Genomic DNA, 13,483 nt, shown 5'->3' with positions numbered 1-13,483 from the left:
CGGGTCACTCCGGCGGGATCGGCGCGGCGGCCGCGGCCGAGGCCGAGGCCTTGGCCAGTGCCGCGCCCGCCTCCAGCCAGGCGTAGAACGCCGGCAGCCCCTCGCCGGTGCGGGCCGACACGACCAGCGTCTTCAGCCGCGGATTGACCCGCAGCGCGGCGGCGACGCACGCCGCGACGTCGAACTCGACATGCGGCAGCAGGTCCGACTTGTTCAGCAGCATCAGGTCGGCCGCCGCGAACATGTCCGGATACTTGAGCGGCTTGTCCTCGCCCTCGGTGACCGACAGCACCACCACCTTGTGGGCCTCGCCGAGGTCGAAGGCGGCCGGGCAGACCAGGTTGCCGACGTTCTCGACGAACAGCACGCCGCCGGCCGCGAGCGGCAGCTGCGCCAGCGCGTGGCCGACCATGTGGGCGTCGAGGTGGCAGCCCTTGCCGGTGTTGATCTGGATCGCCGGTGCGCCGGTGGCGCGGATGCGGGCGGCGTCGTTCGAGGTCTGCTGGTCGCCCTCGATCACGGCGACCGGCAGCCGGCCGGCCAGATCCGCGATGGTGCGCACCAGCAGGGTCGTCTTGCCCGAGCCCGGGCTCGACACCAGGTTGAGGGCGAACACGCCGGCGGCGGCGAGCCGCACCCGGTTGTCGTGCGCATGGGCGTCGTTGTGGGCGAGGATGTCGCGCTCGATGCGGACGATCCGGGCCTGGCTCAGCCCCGGCACCGACGCGCCGCCCGTCCCGGCCCCGTAGTCGAGCGTGCCGTCCGCGCCGTGGACGTGGTCGTGCGCATGGTCGTGCGGCGCCCCCTCGGCATGCAGGTGCGCGTGATCATGATCGTGCGGGGTCCGATCGTGATCATTGTCATGGTCATGGCCGTGATCGTGCGAATGGCCGTGCGCATGGGTGTGGCCGTGGGCGTGGCTGTGCACGGTCCCGTCGGCATGCATGTGCGTGTGGGCGTGCACGTGCTCGTGCGCATGGTCGTGATCATGGCTGTGCGGATGCGCATGCCCGTGCACGTCCGCCGTGCCCACCCCCTCCACCGACCCCGTCCCGCATCCGCACACGCTGCACATCAGTCGACCTCCAGCTCGCGCACCCGAAGCTCGTCGCCCGCGGTCATCTGCACCCGGCGGCCGCCGCAGTCGGGGCAGGCCCCGAACCGTTCCGACAGGGCCACCGTCCTGGCGCAGTCGAGGCACCAGCCGGCGCCCGGCACCCGCACGATGTCGAGCCGCGCGCCCTCCGCCACGGTGCCGCGGCTCACCGCGTCGAAGCAGAACAGCATCGCCTCCGGCTCGACATGGCCGAGCTCGCCGAGCTCCAGCACCACGACCCGGGCGCGCGAGAAGTTCTCGCGGCGGGCCGCGTCCTCGACCAGGGCGATCACGCTCGCGCTCAGCGCCATCTCGTGCATGCCGATCCGTCCGGGTCCGGCGGGGCGAGGTGATCAGTCCGCATGGGCGAGCCTGAGGAAGCGGTCGCGCGGCGCGTCGCAGTGGGGACAGCGCCAGTCCTCGGGCAGCGCCGCGAACGGCGTGCCGGGGGCCACCTGCCAGACCGGGTCGCCGCTCGCCGGATCGTACACGGTCCAGCACACGCCGCATTCCATGCGGTCGCCGGGGGCCGGAGGATCGGGGAGCGCCGGATCGCGGCTCATCGGAAATAGGCCTCCTCGATCTGGCGCAGCCGCGCGGCGGAGTCGCGGAAATCGTCGGCCGCCGCGCAGGCGGCCGCCGGCACGTCGCCGATCTCCAGCGTGTCGAGGACGATCTCGTCGGCGGCGTTGAAGAACTGCACCGACCAGACGTGACGGGCCCCGGTGGCGAGCACCCGGCAGCTCCCGTAGCCGCTCGACACGATGCGCACCGGTCCGTCGCCCAGCGTCGCCTGCAGGAAGGCCATGTCGTCGGGCGACATCGGCAGCAGCGAGAACGTGATGGTGTGGTTCGGCGCGCCCGGCCGCCAGGCCGTCATGCGCTCGCGGATCTCGGCGAGCACCGGCAGCGCGTTCATGGCGCCGGCCGGCGGCGCGCCGACCGCGATCGCCGGTGCCGTCATGGCGGCGGCGCGGCGGACCGCCTCGGGGATCGCACCGACCTCCAGATAGTCGGCGAGCGGCCGCCCCTCGGCGTCGACGAAGCGGACCCGCCACAGGCCGGCCATCACGGCCTCGCAGATCTGCGCGACGACCCCGTCCGGCAGCGCCACCGTGGCGGCGACCTCGCCTTCCCCGATGACGTCGGCGATCAGCTTCAGCTCGGTCTCGTCGAGCCCGGCGAGGTCGAACAGCCGCCCGGGCCGGTCGGCCGTCTGGGCGGCGAGCGCCTCGACCAGCAGCGGGACCAGGGCGGCGACGCGCGGGCAGCGGGCGATCGTGTCGGCGCCGTCGCGGCCGGCGAGCAGGGCGCCGGGACGGCGGTCCCGCTCGGCGCCGACCGGCAGGAGCGTCACGACGCTGTCGGCGCCCTCCGGCGCGATCCAGAATCCGGCCTTCATGCCGAGGCCCTCGCCGGCGTGACGATCTCGACCTGCGGCCCGCGCGAGGGCGCCAGCACGGGCGCCGACGGATCGAGCCAGACGGCGATGCGGGCCGTGTAGTCGGCCCAGTCGCAGATGCGCGGCAGGACGCCGAGCGGCTCGGTGCCGCGGGTCATCACCAGGCTCGGCAGCACCGCGACGTGGAACCGGCGCTTCAGCGTGTCCTCCGCCGTGCGGGCCACCACGGCGGCCCGCAGCCGGCCCCGGAAGGCGGCCAGGAGCTCGGGCAGGACGACCGCCACATCCGGGGTCTCGCGATGCGCGGCCGGATCACCGGCGAAGAACAGGAGGACGTGCGCGGGCGCGCCGGCGGCGGGCGCCAGGACGGCATCGATCGAGGCGGCATCGACCACGGGCAGGTCGTATCTCTCGATCAGGCGGTCGACACATGACGGCGTCACGTCATCCTCCCGGGCGTGCTTGCGCGGCGGCATCGTTCGGTGCGCCCGGCCTTGTCGCGGCGAAGAGGATGGCCGGGTGGAAACATTGCTGCCACTTCGGAAGATCACTTATCAGGTGGCGGGGTCCCGGCGGGATCCGCCGCAGCGACGAGGTGGGCGGGCAGCGCGGGCTCGCGATCGATCAGGTCGGCGAACAGGTGCTCGAAGGCGCCGCCCGCGAGGGCCGCCGCGACCCCGTCGAGCGCATCGTCGATGCGTCGCGCCTCGTCCGGGTCGAGCACCCGCACGGCGGTGCCGAGATGCACCAGCACCGGCGTGCCGACCGGCTGCGGGCCGACGAGCAGGAGCGAGACGATCTCGACGGCGCCGCGCCGTTCGCAGGTCGCCGTGAACGCGTCGGCCGCGACGATCCGCATGGGAAGGCCGATGCACATGGTCAGACGGCCCGCCGTTCGTAGGAGGCGAAGTCGAGGTCGTGGGCGAGCAGGCGCGCCCGTGCGCAGCCGCCGGCGCCGCGCGGCGACACGGCGACGCCCCACTCGCGCAGGATGTCGACAGCGGCCGCGATCGCCGGCGCGACGGCGTTCCGCACCGGGTCGGTGAGGGCGCCGCCCCAGTTCTCCAGATCCAGCGGCTGACAGCCGACCAGCGCGAGCCGCGCCGGATAGCGGCCGAGCAGGTCGGCCGCCGAGAGGACCTCCTGGAAGCCGGTCTGGTGCAGGCTCATCTTCTTGGCGCCGGTGAACTTCGGCACCTCGCCGTCGCGCACGATCTTCAGCGTTCCGGGCGGCAGGCCGTAGTCGATCGCGTCGAACACCAGCAGGCGATCCGCCCCGGTGACGAACTGCACGAGGTAGAGGCCCTGGGTGCCGCCGTCGATCACGGCCACGTCCTCGGGCATCGACCAGGCGCGGAAGAACTCCTCCACGGCGCGGATGCCGAAGCCCTCGTCGCCCCACAGGATGTTGCCGATCCCGAGCACCAGGGTCCGGGGCATGTCGTGCGTCGTGTCCACGGGCTCACTCCCGGAAGTCGTCGCGGAACACGCGCTCGCCCGAGACGATCGACGAGATCATGCTCTGGCGCGACAGGATGTCCTCGCGCACCGCCGCGTAGACGTGGCCGATGACGAAGACGACGATGCCCCACATGCCGAGGTGATGCCAGGTGTGGACGTCCTGCGAGTTCGGGAAGATCGCGAACACCCAGCCGAACATCCGGTACTGCCAGGACTCGATGCCGGCGCCCTCGCCGTACATGGCGAAGCCGGTGCAGATCATGAAGGTGAGCATCAGCACCAGCGCGAACATCGAGGCGTGGCCGGCCGGGTTGTGGCCGATGTACTTCTTCGGGTCGCGGACGAGGAACAGGTACCACTTTATCTCGTAGATCAGGCCCCACCACCAGGCGCGGTCCCACACCGGCAGGACGAAGATCTGGCGCGACCACTTGTTGCCGACGAAGGCCCAGAGGAAGCGGAAGACGAAGCCGATCGCCAGCACGTAGCCGGCGGCGAAATGGGCGAAGCGGATGTAGCCCATCTGGTAATGGGCGCTCGCCTCGCCGGACAGCGAGGGCGGCGGCGAGCCGATCAGATAGCCGGTGACGCCGAGCACCAGGATGCACAGCACCGTCGTCCAGTGCCAGATGCGCACCGGCGCCTGATAGACGTAGACGGTCTGCCGGCGCGGCGCGCGCTCGTCGACGCGATCGATGACACCGGGGAGACCGGATGCCTGGGCCATGGCGTTTCCCCTCTCCTGTACGAGATTCTTTCTCGTTCTTCGTCATGGCCGGGCTCCTCCCGGCCATCCACGTCCTGGTCTGCGGCTCGGCCGTGACTACCTCACCCGGACCGCTCCGCGGTCCGACCTCTCCCCGCAGGGGAGAGGTGAAGATCGCCGCTGCGGCGGGCGGAGCTACCGCACCGTGACGGTCGCCATCTCCCGGCCGTCCGGACTCATCACATGGGTCGAGCAGGCGAGGCACGGGTCGAAGGAGTGCAGGGTGCGGATGATCTCCAGCGGCTGGTTCGGATCCGCCATCGGGGTGTCGAGGAGGGCGGCCTCGAAGGCGCCGATGTTGCCCTTGGGGTCGCGCGGGCTGCCGTTCCAGGTGGTCGGCACGACGCACTGGTAGTTGTCGATCTTGGTGTCCTTGATCCTGATCCAGTGCGCGAGCGCGCCGCGCGGCGCCTCGGTGAAGCCGACGCCCTTCGCCTCCTTGGGCCAGCTCGCCGGCTGCCAACGGTCGGTGTTGGCGGTCGCGAGATCGCCGGCCTTGATGGTGGCGACCAGCTTGTCCTGGTAGTACCGGAGCTTCTGCGCCGCCCACTGGCACTCGAGGCCGCGCGCCGCGGTGCGGCCCAGCGTCGAGAACAGCGCCGTCACCGGCACGTCGAGCGTCTTCAGGAGCTTGTCGACCGGCTCCTTGAACTCGGGCTTGCCCTGGGCGTAGCCGATGATGTAGCGGGCGAGCGGCCCGACCTCGACGGCGTTGCCCTTCCAGCGCGGCGCCTTGATGAACGAGTATTTCGCGCCCTCGTCCAGCGCCTCGATGTTGGTCCTGGTGCCCTTGGTCGCCGGGCCGAGCGCGAAGTTCGGCTCGGTGACGCCGTCGTAAGGATGCAGGCCGCGGCTCTCGTCCGGATATCTGTACCAGGAGTGGGTGACGAACTCCTGCACCTCTCCGGGCGCCTCGAGGTCGATCGGGAAGATTTCCTTCAGATTGCCGCCGAGGATGACGCCGCGCGGCAGCTGCAGGCTCCGGTCGGAGTAGTCGTTGGCGTATTCGGGAATGTCGCCGTACGACATCACCGAGGTCGACGACAGGCCGCCGCCGTAGAGCCAGTCCTTGTAGAATCCGGCGATCGCCACCAGGTCCGGGATGTAGACCTGCTCGACGAAGGCGAGCGTCTGGTCGATGATCGACGAGACGAGATTGAGCCGCTCCATGTTGACGGCGCCGACCGCCCCGGTTCCGTCGACGTTGATGGCGCACGGAACGCCGCCGACCAGCCAGTTCGGATGCGGGTTCTTGCCGCCGTAGACCGTGTGGATCTTGACGATCTCCTTCTGGAAGTCGAGGGCCTCGAGATAGTGCGCGACTGCCATCAGGTTGGCCTCGGGCGGCAGCTTGTAGGCCGGGTGCCCCCAGTAGCCGTTCTTGAACGGTCCGAGCTGTCCCGAATCGACGAACTTCTGCAGCCGGATCTGAAGGTCCTTGAAGTAGCCGGGCGACGACAGCGGCCACGGCGAGATCGACTGGGCGAGCGCCGAGGTCGCCTTCGGGTCGGCCCTGAGCGCCGAGACCACGTCGACCCAGTCGAGCGCATGCAGATGATAGAAGTGCACCAGATGGTCGTGCACCTGCAGGGTCAGCTGCATGATGTTGCGGATCGTGTTGGCGTTCTCGGGGATCGCGATCCCGAGCGCGTTCTCCACGGCCCGCACCGAGGTCAGCGCGTGGGTGCCGGTGCACACGCCGCAGATCCGCTCGGTGAACGCCCAAGCGTCGCGCGGATCGCGGCCCTTCAGGATCACCTCGATGCCGCGCCACATGGTGCCGGTCGACACCGCGTTGCGGATCACGTTGTTCTGGTCGAGGTTCACCTCGACGCGCAGGTGGCCTTCGATCCGGGTCACCGGGTCGACGACGACGCGCTTGCCGGCGTTGTCGAGCGAGAAGCCGTTCGGAGTCTGGATGGTCATGGCGCGCTCCTGGGGGCTCAGGCGTGCGGGTGATGGTCGTCTCGGCCGCTCAGCTTGCGCACCGCCGTGACCCCGGCGTGCACGGCGAGGCCGGCCGCCACGGTGCCGGCCGCCACCATGCCGATCTGGTCGGCATTGGCCTCGATCCCGAAGGCCGAGATGTTGGTCAGCCGGTCGTAGAACGAGCCCTTGTCCCAGAAGCCGTCCTCCGAGCAGCCGATGCAGCCGTGGCCCGACTGGATCGGGAACGAGACGCCGCCGTTCCAGCGCGTCGTCGAGCAGGCGTTGTAGGTGGTCGGGCCCTTGCAGCCCATCTTGTAGAGGCAGTAGCCCTTGCGCGCGCCCTCGTCGTCCCACTCCTCGACGAACTGGCCGGCGTCGAAATGCGGCCGCCGGTAGCACTTGTCGTGGATGCGCTGCGAGTAGAACATCTTCGGCCGGCCCTGGCGGTCGAGCTCGGGGAGCCTGCCGAACGTCACCACGTAGCCGACAACGCCGGTCATCACCTCGGCGATCGGCGGGCAGCCCGGCACCTTGATGATCGGCTTGTTCCTGATCACCTTGTCGATCGGCACCGCCTGGGTCGGGTTGGGCTTGGCCGCCTGCACGCAGCCCCACGAGGCGCAGGCGCCCCAGGCGATCACGGCGAGCGAATCGTCCGCCATCTCGACGAGCTTCTCGACGAACGGGCGGCCGCCGTCGATGCAGTACATGCCGTTCTCGTTGAGCGGCGGATTGCCCTCGACGGCTAGGATGTACTGGCCCTTGTGCTTCTGCCGCGTCTCCTGGAGGATGGCGTCGGCCTGATGGCCGGCCGCCGCCATGATCGTGTCGTCGTAGTCGAGCGAGATCATCGACAGGACGACGTCCTTCACCAGCGGATGGGCGGACCTGATGAAGCTCTCGGAGCAGCAGGTGCATTCGAGCCCGTGCATCCAGATCACCGGGATGCGCGGCTTGGTCTCCAGCGCGTTCGCGACCGTCGTGGCGCCGCTGGCGCCGAGCCCGAGGCTCGCCGCGGTGAGGCTGCAGAATTTCACGAAGCTGCGGCGCGAAATCCCCTGGCGCCGGATCACGTCGTAGAACGTCTCGCGCGGAGCGTCCATCGGCCGTTTCCCCCTGGTGTGGCGAGGCCCGTTGGCCGGGCCGTTCGGAGAGGGATCGGCAAGAAGCGGGCCAGCCGGCCGGCCGTCACCTTCGAATTGGACTATTGCTGATAATAGAACGTTCTACTCGGCCGCGTGCGGCGCAGCAGAACGCGGCGGGTCCGCGGCGGGCCTGGAAACCTGGTTGTCAGTGTCGGTCGTTCTGTTTCCAGACGCGGTTCGCCCGGGCCTCGTCTCAATGCGCCGTGCAGACCATGCAGGGGTCGAAGGACCGCACGACGTGCTGGATCGCGGCGGCACCGGCACCGCGCTCGCCGACCGCGGTGCCGACCAGCGCCTGCTCGAGCGGGCCGGGCACGCCGGCGGAATCGCGAGGTGAGAAGTTCCACGTCGTGGGAGAAATGATCTGATAACGCGCGATCTCGCCGTCCTGGATGGTGATCCAGTGGCCGAGGCTGCCACGGGCCGCTTCGACCAGACCGTCGGCGGCGGCGTCCGATACGGGCGGGGCGGCGGTGCTGAACGGCTGGCCGGGATCCAGGGCGCCGACCCAGCGCTCCATCGCGAGGGCGACGCGGGCCACCTCCACGAGCCGCGCCACCACCCGGGCCAGGACGTTCGAGCCGCCGCCGTCGATCAGGGCGCGGGCGAGCGGAAGGCCGTCGACGACCTGGCGGGCGAGCGCGCCGACCTCGACCGGCTCGCCGGCGAGCCGCGGGGCCTTCGACCAGCCGTAGGCGCCGGGCTTGTCCGGCGCCGGATGGGTGTCGGCCTCGGCCGGATGCGCAGGGCCGCCGGCGAGCCAGGCCGAGCTCGTGTCCTCGCGAATGTCGGCGCCGGCGACGGGGCGGACCTCGCCGGTCGCCGGATCGAACACCCCGGCCCGGAACAGCGGTTCGCCGCCGCCCCGATAGGCGCCGTAGCTCATCAGCGCGGTCGTGCCGCGCCCGAGGCTCTGCAGGTCGAGGTCGCCGGCTATCCTCAGGAACGCGGCGAAGTCGCCGCCGCGGCTGGACGACGCCTCGGCGAAGGCGTTCAGCGCCGCCGGATCGGCCAGGGCCGCGACGGCGTCCAGCGGCGCGGCGAACAGCGTCCGTTCGAGAAACCGGCGGAGCTGCGCGACCGTGGCGACGAGCCGCATCGTCTCGCCGAGATCGACCGCGCGGGTCGTGCCGCCGGGGCGGAAGGCGAGGGCGTGCGGCCACTTGCCGGCCAGGATCCCGACCACGTGGAGAAGCCGGGCGCGGGCGGGTAGCAGGTCGCCGGCGGCGCTTCCCTCGACGGCCTTGAAGCGCGCGGTGATCGCCTCGAACCACGGCCGGCCCGCATATTCGGCCCGGCAGAAGTCCGGCATGAAGAACAGGTAGAAGTGGCTCAGATGGTCGGCGATGTTCTCGGCCGCGTGGGCGAGGTCGGCGGCGAGCCCGCCGTTCGGGGGCGGCGTCACGCCCATGGCGGCGCGCAGCGCCGCGGCCGCCGCCATCGACTGCGACACCGAGCAGATGCCGCAGATGCGCGGCACGATGGCGAGCGCGTCCTCGGGCGGCCGCCCGACCAGGATGCGCTCGAAGCCGCGGAACAGCGGCGCCGACACCCGCGCCGCTGCGACGGCGCCGTCGGCGACGTCGAGCGTGAGCTCGAGGTCGCCTTCCACGCGGTTGAACGGACCGACGACGAGACGCGTCATCCGGCGCCGCCGCCCGGCGGGGCACCGCGCGGCGGCACCACGGTGCGATCGGCGCTCGCATTGTCGCGCACGCGCCGCGGCGTCGCCGACTTCGACAGAGCGGCGAGGGCGATGAACCACGCCTTCGGCATGTCGAGCGGCAGGCCGACCGGGATGCCGGCGACCTTCGGGGTCGTGGTGAAGCCGCGGATGTCCTCGAACCCCGGCGACGTGCAGGCGATGCAGGCGTAGCCGGCGTGCGTGCAGCCGCCACCCCCCGACCAGCTCCGCTGATTGCAGTCGCCGACCGACTGGGTCGCCTTGCAGCCGAGATGCTCCATCAGGCAGCCGCGCTCGCCGGCCGCGGTGGCGCTCGCCTTGTACTCGTAGAACTCGTTGCGGCTGCAGCCGTGATGGGCGAGGTGGTCGGCGAAGAAGCGCGGCCGGCCGTGGGCGTCGAGCCCGTCGGCGTCGAGGGCGCCGGCCGCCAGCGCGGTCAGCGTCTCGACCACCCAGCCGGAGTGCGGCGCGCAGCCGGCGATGTTGACGACCGGCAGTCCGTTGCGGGAGCGGAAGTCGGACCCGAGCAGGCCGCCGAAGAAGTCCTTCTCGAACTGCAGGCCGGTCGCCTCCATCGGATCGGGGCTCGCGGCCGAGACGCCGCCATAGGCGGCGCAGCTTCCGACCGCGACGCAGCAGCCGGCCCGCGGCGCGAGCGCGCGCACGATCTCCAGCATGGTCCGGCCGGTGCCGGCGAGGCGCTGGGCGAGGCCGGTGCCGTGCGGGCCGCGCAGCACCGCGCCCTCGATCAGCAGGGCGTCGAGCGGCCGCTCGCCGCGCTCGATCGCCGCGAGAAGGTCGACGACGGCGCTGCCGGTCTCCTCGCTGAAGGACGGATGCCACAGGAGCCGGATGCCGAGCGCCCGCAGCTCGTCGAACAGGCCGGCGTCGCGGTCGAGCAGGGCCATGGTGCAGCCGCCGCATCCCGCCGCCTGGAGCCACAGCACCTCGAAGGTCCGTCCCGCCATGCATGCTCTCCCGCTCGCCAGGATAGAGCAGCGGCCGGAGCCGGCAAGGGCGGGCCGGGCGAGCCCGGCGGGGACGCGGTCGTGATCAGCGCAGCGCCGGCAGCTCGCACGCGGCGATGCTGCACTGCACGGGCGGCTCGAACCGGGCGAGCAGCCGCGCCTTGATCACCGGCGCGAGATCGGTGCGCAGCACGGTGGCGATCAGGCGCGCCGCCTCGAAGTCGGTCGCCTCGCGCAGCGCGGCGTCCGGCCAGCGCGCCGCGAACGTCGCCGCCTCGTCGGCCCGCGCCGGCGCCGACAGCGCGACGCCGGCGAGCACGAGGGCGATGGCCGTGATGGTTCGCATTGTTCCGTCTCCCGTCCCCTGTCGACGGGAGGTATAGGCCGGAGACCTTAGGCCGCGCTTTCCGGAGCTGGTTAACCGACTGCGAGCGCACGACATGCCTTCGCGACCGTAAACGCCGGCGGTCGCTCCGGTTGCCGGGATCGAGACGCCGGCCCCGGCGACAGGTCGGGCGTGCGGCCGGCCGGTCGCACTCGGCGGTGCGGAGGGCGGCCTGTTCCATCTGTCGTGAACCTGTGACGTTCGGCGCCTATCTCGACAGAATGCCGACGAGGCGCAGGCCGGCGCCGTCCGGTCTGGCGTGGTGCGCCGTTGCCGCGGATACGGCGCCGCGACGGTGCCCGAGCCCGGCGGCAGCGGTCACCGGTCGTCGGACGAGGATATGGACGGCTCCTCGGGGGGGGGACGCGTGTTCGGGGGTCGAGGGCGGCCGGCGGTCGCAGCGATCGTGGCGCTGTCGCTCGGGCTGACGCCTGCCGTGGCGAGCGACGCGGGATCGCGCATCGGACCCGAGCTCTCCTTCGACATTCCGGCGCAGGATCTCGACCGGGCGCTCGATGCGTTCGGCGCCGCCACCGGCGTCCAGATTCTGTACGAGACCGCCCTGGTGGCCAACCGCCGCTCCGGCGCGGTGGCCGGCGTCCTCGATCGCGACGCCGCCCTGCGCCGCCTGCTCGCCGGGTCGGGCCTGGTGCCCCGGGTGATCGCGACCGGCACGATCGCCATCGCGCCGTCGCGCGAGGCGGTCACGGATCCGGGGCTTCTGCGCGCCAAGCAGGCGGCCCACGTCTATTACGGCCACGCCCAGTCCGGCCTGGTCGCGGCGCTGTGCCGGGACGCCGCCACCCGGCAGCCCGGCTACCGGGTCGTCCTGCAGTACTGGCTCGATCCGGCCGGCCGGATCGTCCGCCTGCGGGTGATCGGCTCGTCCGGCGACGACGCACGCGACCGCGCGGTCGCCCGGGTGGTGACGGCGGCGCGCTTCGATCCGCCGCCCGCCGGCATGCCGCAGCCCGTCACCGTGGCGGTCGAGCCGGGCCGGGGCGGGGCGGCGGGCTGCCGGTCCGAGGCATCGCTGGTGAGATGATGTCCGAGACCCGCCCGGCCACGCTGCGCGAGACCATCGTGTCGCGATACGAGCACGTCCGGGCGCGGCTCGCCCGCCTGCTCGGGCGCGATCTCGCCGAGGACGTGCTGCAGGAGACATGGCTCCGGCTCGAGCAGGGCGAGACGGCCGGAGCGATCCGGCAGCCCGAATCCTACATCTTCCGGGTCGCCCTCAATCTCGCCACCGACCGGCGTCGCGCCGAGCGGCGGCTCGCGACCCGGGCCGAGGTGCTGGCCACCATCGGGCGGGCCGATCCCCCCGACCTCGCCCGCGAGATGGAGGCACGGCTCGAGGTCGAGGCGCTGAAGAAGGCGATGGCGGAGCTGTCGCCGCGCCGGCGGGCGATCCTGATCGCCGCCCGGGTCGACGGCCTGAGCCACGACACCATCGCGTCCCGGCTCGGCATTTCGCGGACCATGGTCCAGAAGGAGCTGCGGCGTGCCGTCCAGCACTGCGCCGCGCGGCTCGGACAGTCGCCGGACGATCAAAAATCGTCGGAGGACCGGTGAGCGATCGCCCGGCCGAAACCGTCTCTGTAGAGAGAGGCACGCGCCTCCCTGATCACCGGATCATGACCACGACCCCTCCCGACAGGCTGCAACGTGCCGCGCTCGACCTCCTGGTCCGGGCGACCTCCGGACGTGCGACCCTCGCCGATCTGCGCGCCCTGGAGGCGTGGCGCGCACAGAGCCCGGCCCATGCGGCAGCCTATCGCTCCGCCCTGCGGGCCTGGGAGACGGCGGCGGCCGCGGCCGCGACGGCGGCGACCCCGGCGGACCGGGCGATGCTGATGGCGCCGACCCGTCCGGTGCTGCTCGGCCGCCGGGCGCTGCTCGCCGGCGGCGGTCTCGCGGCCGCTGCGGCCGTCGTCGGCCTGGCGGTGCGGCCGCCCCTCGATCTCTGGCCCTCCCTGTCGGATCTCCGGGCCGATTTCCGCACCGGCACCGGCGAGCAGCGCTCGGTGGCGCTGGCGGAGGGCGTCTCGGTCGAGATGAACACGCGCACCAGCATCGTGCGGCGGCCGGCCGACAGCGGGCTCGGCATCGAGCTGATCGCCGGCGAGGCGGAGATCGCCGCCGCCCACGCCGTGCCGCTGACCGTCGTCGCCGGCGCCGGCCGCATCGTCGCGACCGATGCTGTGTTCAACGTCCGCCGGGACGCCGCCCGGGTGGTGGTCACCTGCCTGGCCGGAGGCGTTCGGGTGGAGTGCGCCGGCCACACCGCGCCGGTGACCGCGGGACGGCAGCTCGCCTACACGGAGGAGGGGAGCGACGCCGCCGCCGCGGTCGATGCCGCCACCGTGACGGCGTGGCGGCGCGGACTCCTGATCTTCCACGACGAGCCGTTCGCCCGGATCGTCGACGAGGTGAACCGCTATCGGCCGGGCCGCATCGTCCTGCTCGACGCCGAGCTCGCGGCGCGGCGGGTGTCGGCCCGGCTCGAGCTCGGACGGATCGACGACGTGATCGCCTATGCGGGCAGCGTGCTGGGCGCCGGCGTCCGCACCCTGCCGGGCGGCGTCGTGCTGCTGATCTGAATCGATCGTTAAAAAAATCGCGGGCCCGGTTAGCCGCCGGCCCG

Annotated in this window: 16 protein-coding genes; 3 read left to right on the top strand and 13 right to left on the bottom strand. The window is 72.0% G+C overall.

The window, feature by feature from the left end; all coding sequences use genetic code 11:
• Positions 1 to 4: 4 nt before the first annotated feature.
• The 13 genes from hypB to J2S22_RS05875 all read right to left on the bottom strand — a co-directional run bounded on the left by hypB (position 5) and on the right by J2S22_RS05875 (position 10,797).
• Complete coding sequence (hypB, locus tag J2S22_RS05935; protein WP_272777840.1) at positions 5 to 1,075, bottom strand: hydrogenase nickel incorporation protein HypB; 1,071 nt, start codon at positions 1,073 to 1,075, stop codon at positions 5 to 7.
• A complete protein-coding gene (hypA, locus tag J2S22_RS05930) occupies positions 1,075 to 1,416 on the bottom strand; it encodes a hydrogenase maturation nickel metallochaperone HypA (protein WP_272777841.1) in 342 nt (113 codons plus the stop codon). Before hypA ends, hypB begins: the two co-directional genes overlap by 1 nt.
• A gap of 33 nt (positions 1,417 to 1,449) precedes the next feature.
• The gene (locus J2S22_RS05925; protein ID WP_272777842.1) at positions 1,450 to 1,659 is read right to left on the bottom strand and encodes a rubredoxin; all 210 of its coding nucleotides are present in this window, start codon (positions 1,657 to 1,659) and stop codon (positions 1,450 to 1,452) included.
• Complete coding sequence (locus tag J2S22_RS05920) at positions 1,656 to 2,498, bottom strand: hydrogenase expression/formation protein (protein WP_272777843.1); 843 nt, start codon at positions 2,496 to 2,498, stop codon at positions 1,656 to 1,658. The genes J2S22_RS05925 and J2S22_RS05920 overlap by 4 nt, the downstream gene beginning before the upstream one ends.
• Positions 2,495 to 2,941 (bottom strand): thioredoxin domain-containing protein, encoded by a 447-nt coding sequence (locus J2S22_RS05915; RefSeq protein WP_272777844.1) that lies wholly within the window; start codon positions 2,939 to 2,941, stop codon positions 2,495 to 2,497. The genes J2S22_RS05920 and J2S22_RS05915 overlap by 4 nt, the downstream gene beginning before the upstream one ends.
• 104 nt (positions 2,942 to 3,045) lie before the next feature.
• Positions 3,046 to 3,375, bottom strand: coding sequence for a HypC/HybG/HupF family hydrogenase formation chaperone (locus J2S22_RS05910; protein ID WP_272777845.1), 330 nt, complete (start codon positions 3,373 to 3,375; stop codon positions 3,046 to 3,048).
• Positions 3,376 to 3,377: 2 nt separating this feature from the next.
• On the bottom strand, positions 3,378 to 3,938 hold the full coding sequence (locus J2S22_RS05905; protein ID WP_272777884.1) for a HyaD/HybD family hydrogenase maturation endopeptidase: 561 nt from the start codon (positions 3,936 to 3,938) through the stop codon (positions 3,378 to 3,380).
• A gap of 22 nt (positions 3,939 to 3,960) precedes the next feature.
• Positions 3,961 to 4,686, bottom strand: a complete 726-nt coding sequence (gene cybH, locus J2S22_RS05900) for a Ni/Fe-hydrogenase, b-type cytochrome subunit (RefSeq protein WP_272777846.1) — start codon at positions 4,684 to 4,686, stop codon at positions 3,961 to 3,963.
• Between the two features lie 174 nt (positions 4,687 to 4,860).
• Positions 4,861 to 6,651: a nickel-dependent hydrogenase large subunit gene (locus J2S22_RS05895; protein WP_272777847.1), complete on the bottom strand. Its 1,791-nt coding sequence runs from the start codon at positions 6,649 to 6,651 to the stop codon at positions 4,861 to 4,863.
• Between the two features lie 17 nt (positions 6,652 to 6,668).
• Positions 6,669 to 7,757: a hydrogenase small subunit gene (locus J2S22_RS05890; RefSeq protein WP_272777848.1), complete on the bottom strand. Its 1,089-nt coding sequence runs from the start codon at positions 7,755 to 7,757 to the stop codon at positions 6,669 to 6,671.
• 235 nt (positions 7,758 to 7,992) lie between these two features.
• Positions 7,993 to 9,444 carry a nickel-dependent hydrogenase large subunit gene (locus tag J2S22_RS05885; protein ID WP_272777849.1) on the bottom strand — a complete coding sequence of 484 codons (1,452 nt, stop codon included), beginning with the start codon at positions 9,442 to 9,444 and terminating at the stop codon, positions 7,993 to 7,995.
• Complete coding sequence (locus J2S22_RS05880; protein WP_272777850.1) at positions 9,441 to 10,451, bottom strand: NADH-quinone oxidoreductase subunit B family protein; 1,011 nt, start codon at positions 10,449 to 10,451, stop codon at positions 9,441 to 9,443. Before J2S22_RS05880 ends, J2S22_RS05885 begins: the two co-directional genes overlap by 4 nt.
• Positions 10,452 to 10,536: 85 nt before the next feature.
• Positions 10,537 to 10,797, bottom strand: a complete 261-nt coding sequence (locus tag J2S22_RS05875) for a hypothetical protein (protein ID WP_272777851.1) — start codon at positions 10,795 to 10,797, stop codon at positions 10,537 to 10,539.
• 406 nt (positions 10,798 to 11,203) lie between these two features.
• Here J2S22_RS05875 and J2S22_RS05870 point away from each other — a divergent pair, with 406 nt between their 5' ends.
• The 3 genes from J2S22_RS05870 to J2S22_RS05860 all read left to right on the top strand — a co-directional run bounded on the left by J2S22_RS05870 (position 11,204) and on the right by J2S22_RS05860 (position 13,439).
• Positions 11,204 to 11,881, top strand: a complete 678-nt coding sequence (locus J2S22_RS05870; RefSeq protein ID WP_272777852.1) for a TonB family protein — start codon at positions 11,204 to 11,206, stop codon at positions 11,879 to 11,881.
• Positions 11,881 to 12,411: an RNA polymerase sigma factor gene (locus J2S22_RS05865; protein WP_272777853.1), complete on the top strand. Its 531-nt coding sequence runs from the start codon at positions 11,881 to 11,883 to the stop codon at positions 12,409 to 12,411. The genes J2S22_RS05870 and J2S22_RS05865 overlap by 1 nt, the downstream gene beginning before the upstream one ends.
• Positions 12,412 to 12,473: 62 nt before the next feature.
• Positions 12,474 to 13,439 (top strand): FecR family protein, encoded by a 966-nt coding sequence (locus tag J2S22_RS05860; RefSeq protein WP_272777854.1) that lies wholly within the window; start codon positions 12,474 to 12,476, stop codon positions 13,437 to 13,439.
• Positions 13,440 to 13,483: the final 44 nt, after the last annotated feature.

Origin of the sequence: Rhodoplanes tepidamans (assembly GCF_030813915.1) — a bacterium.
Classification (GTDB): domain Bacteria; phylum Pseudomonadota; class Alphaproteobacteria; order Rhizobiales; family Xanthobacteraceae; genus Rhodoplanes; species Rhodoplanes tepidamans.
This window is presented reverse-complemented; position numbering and strand designations above follow the sequence as displayed.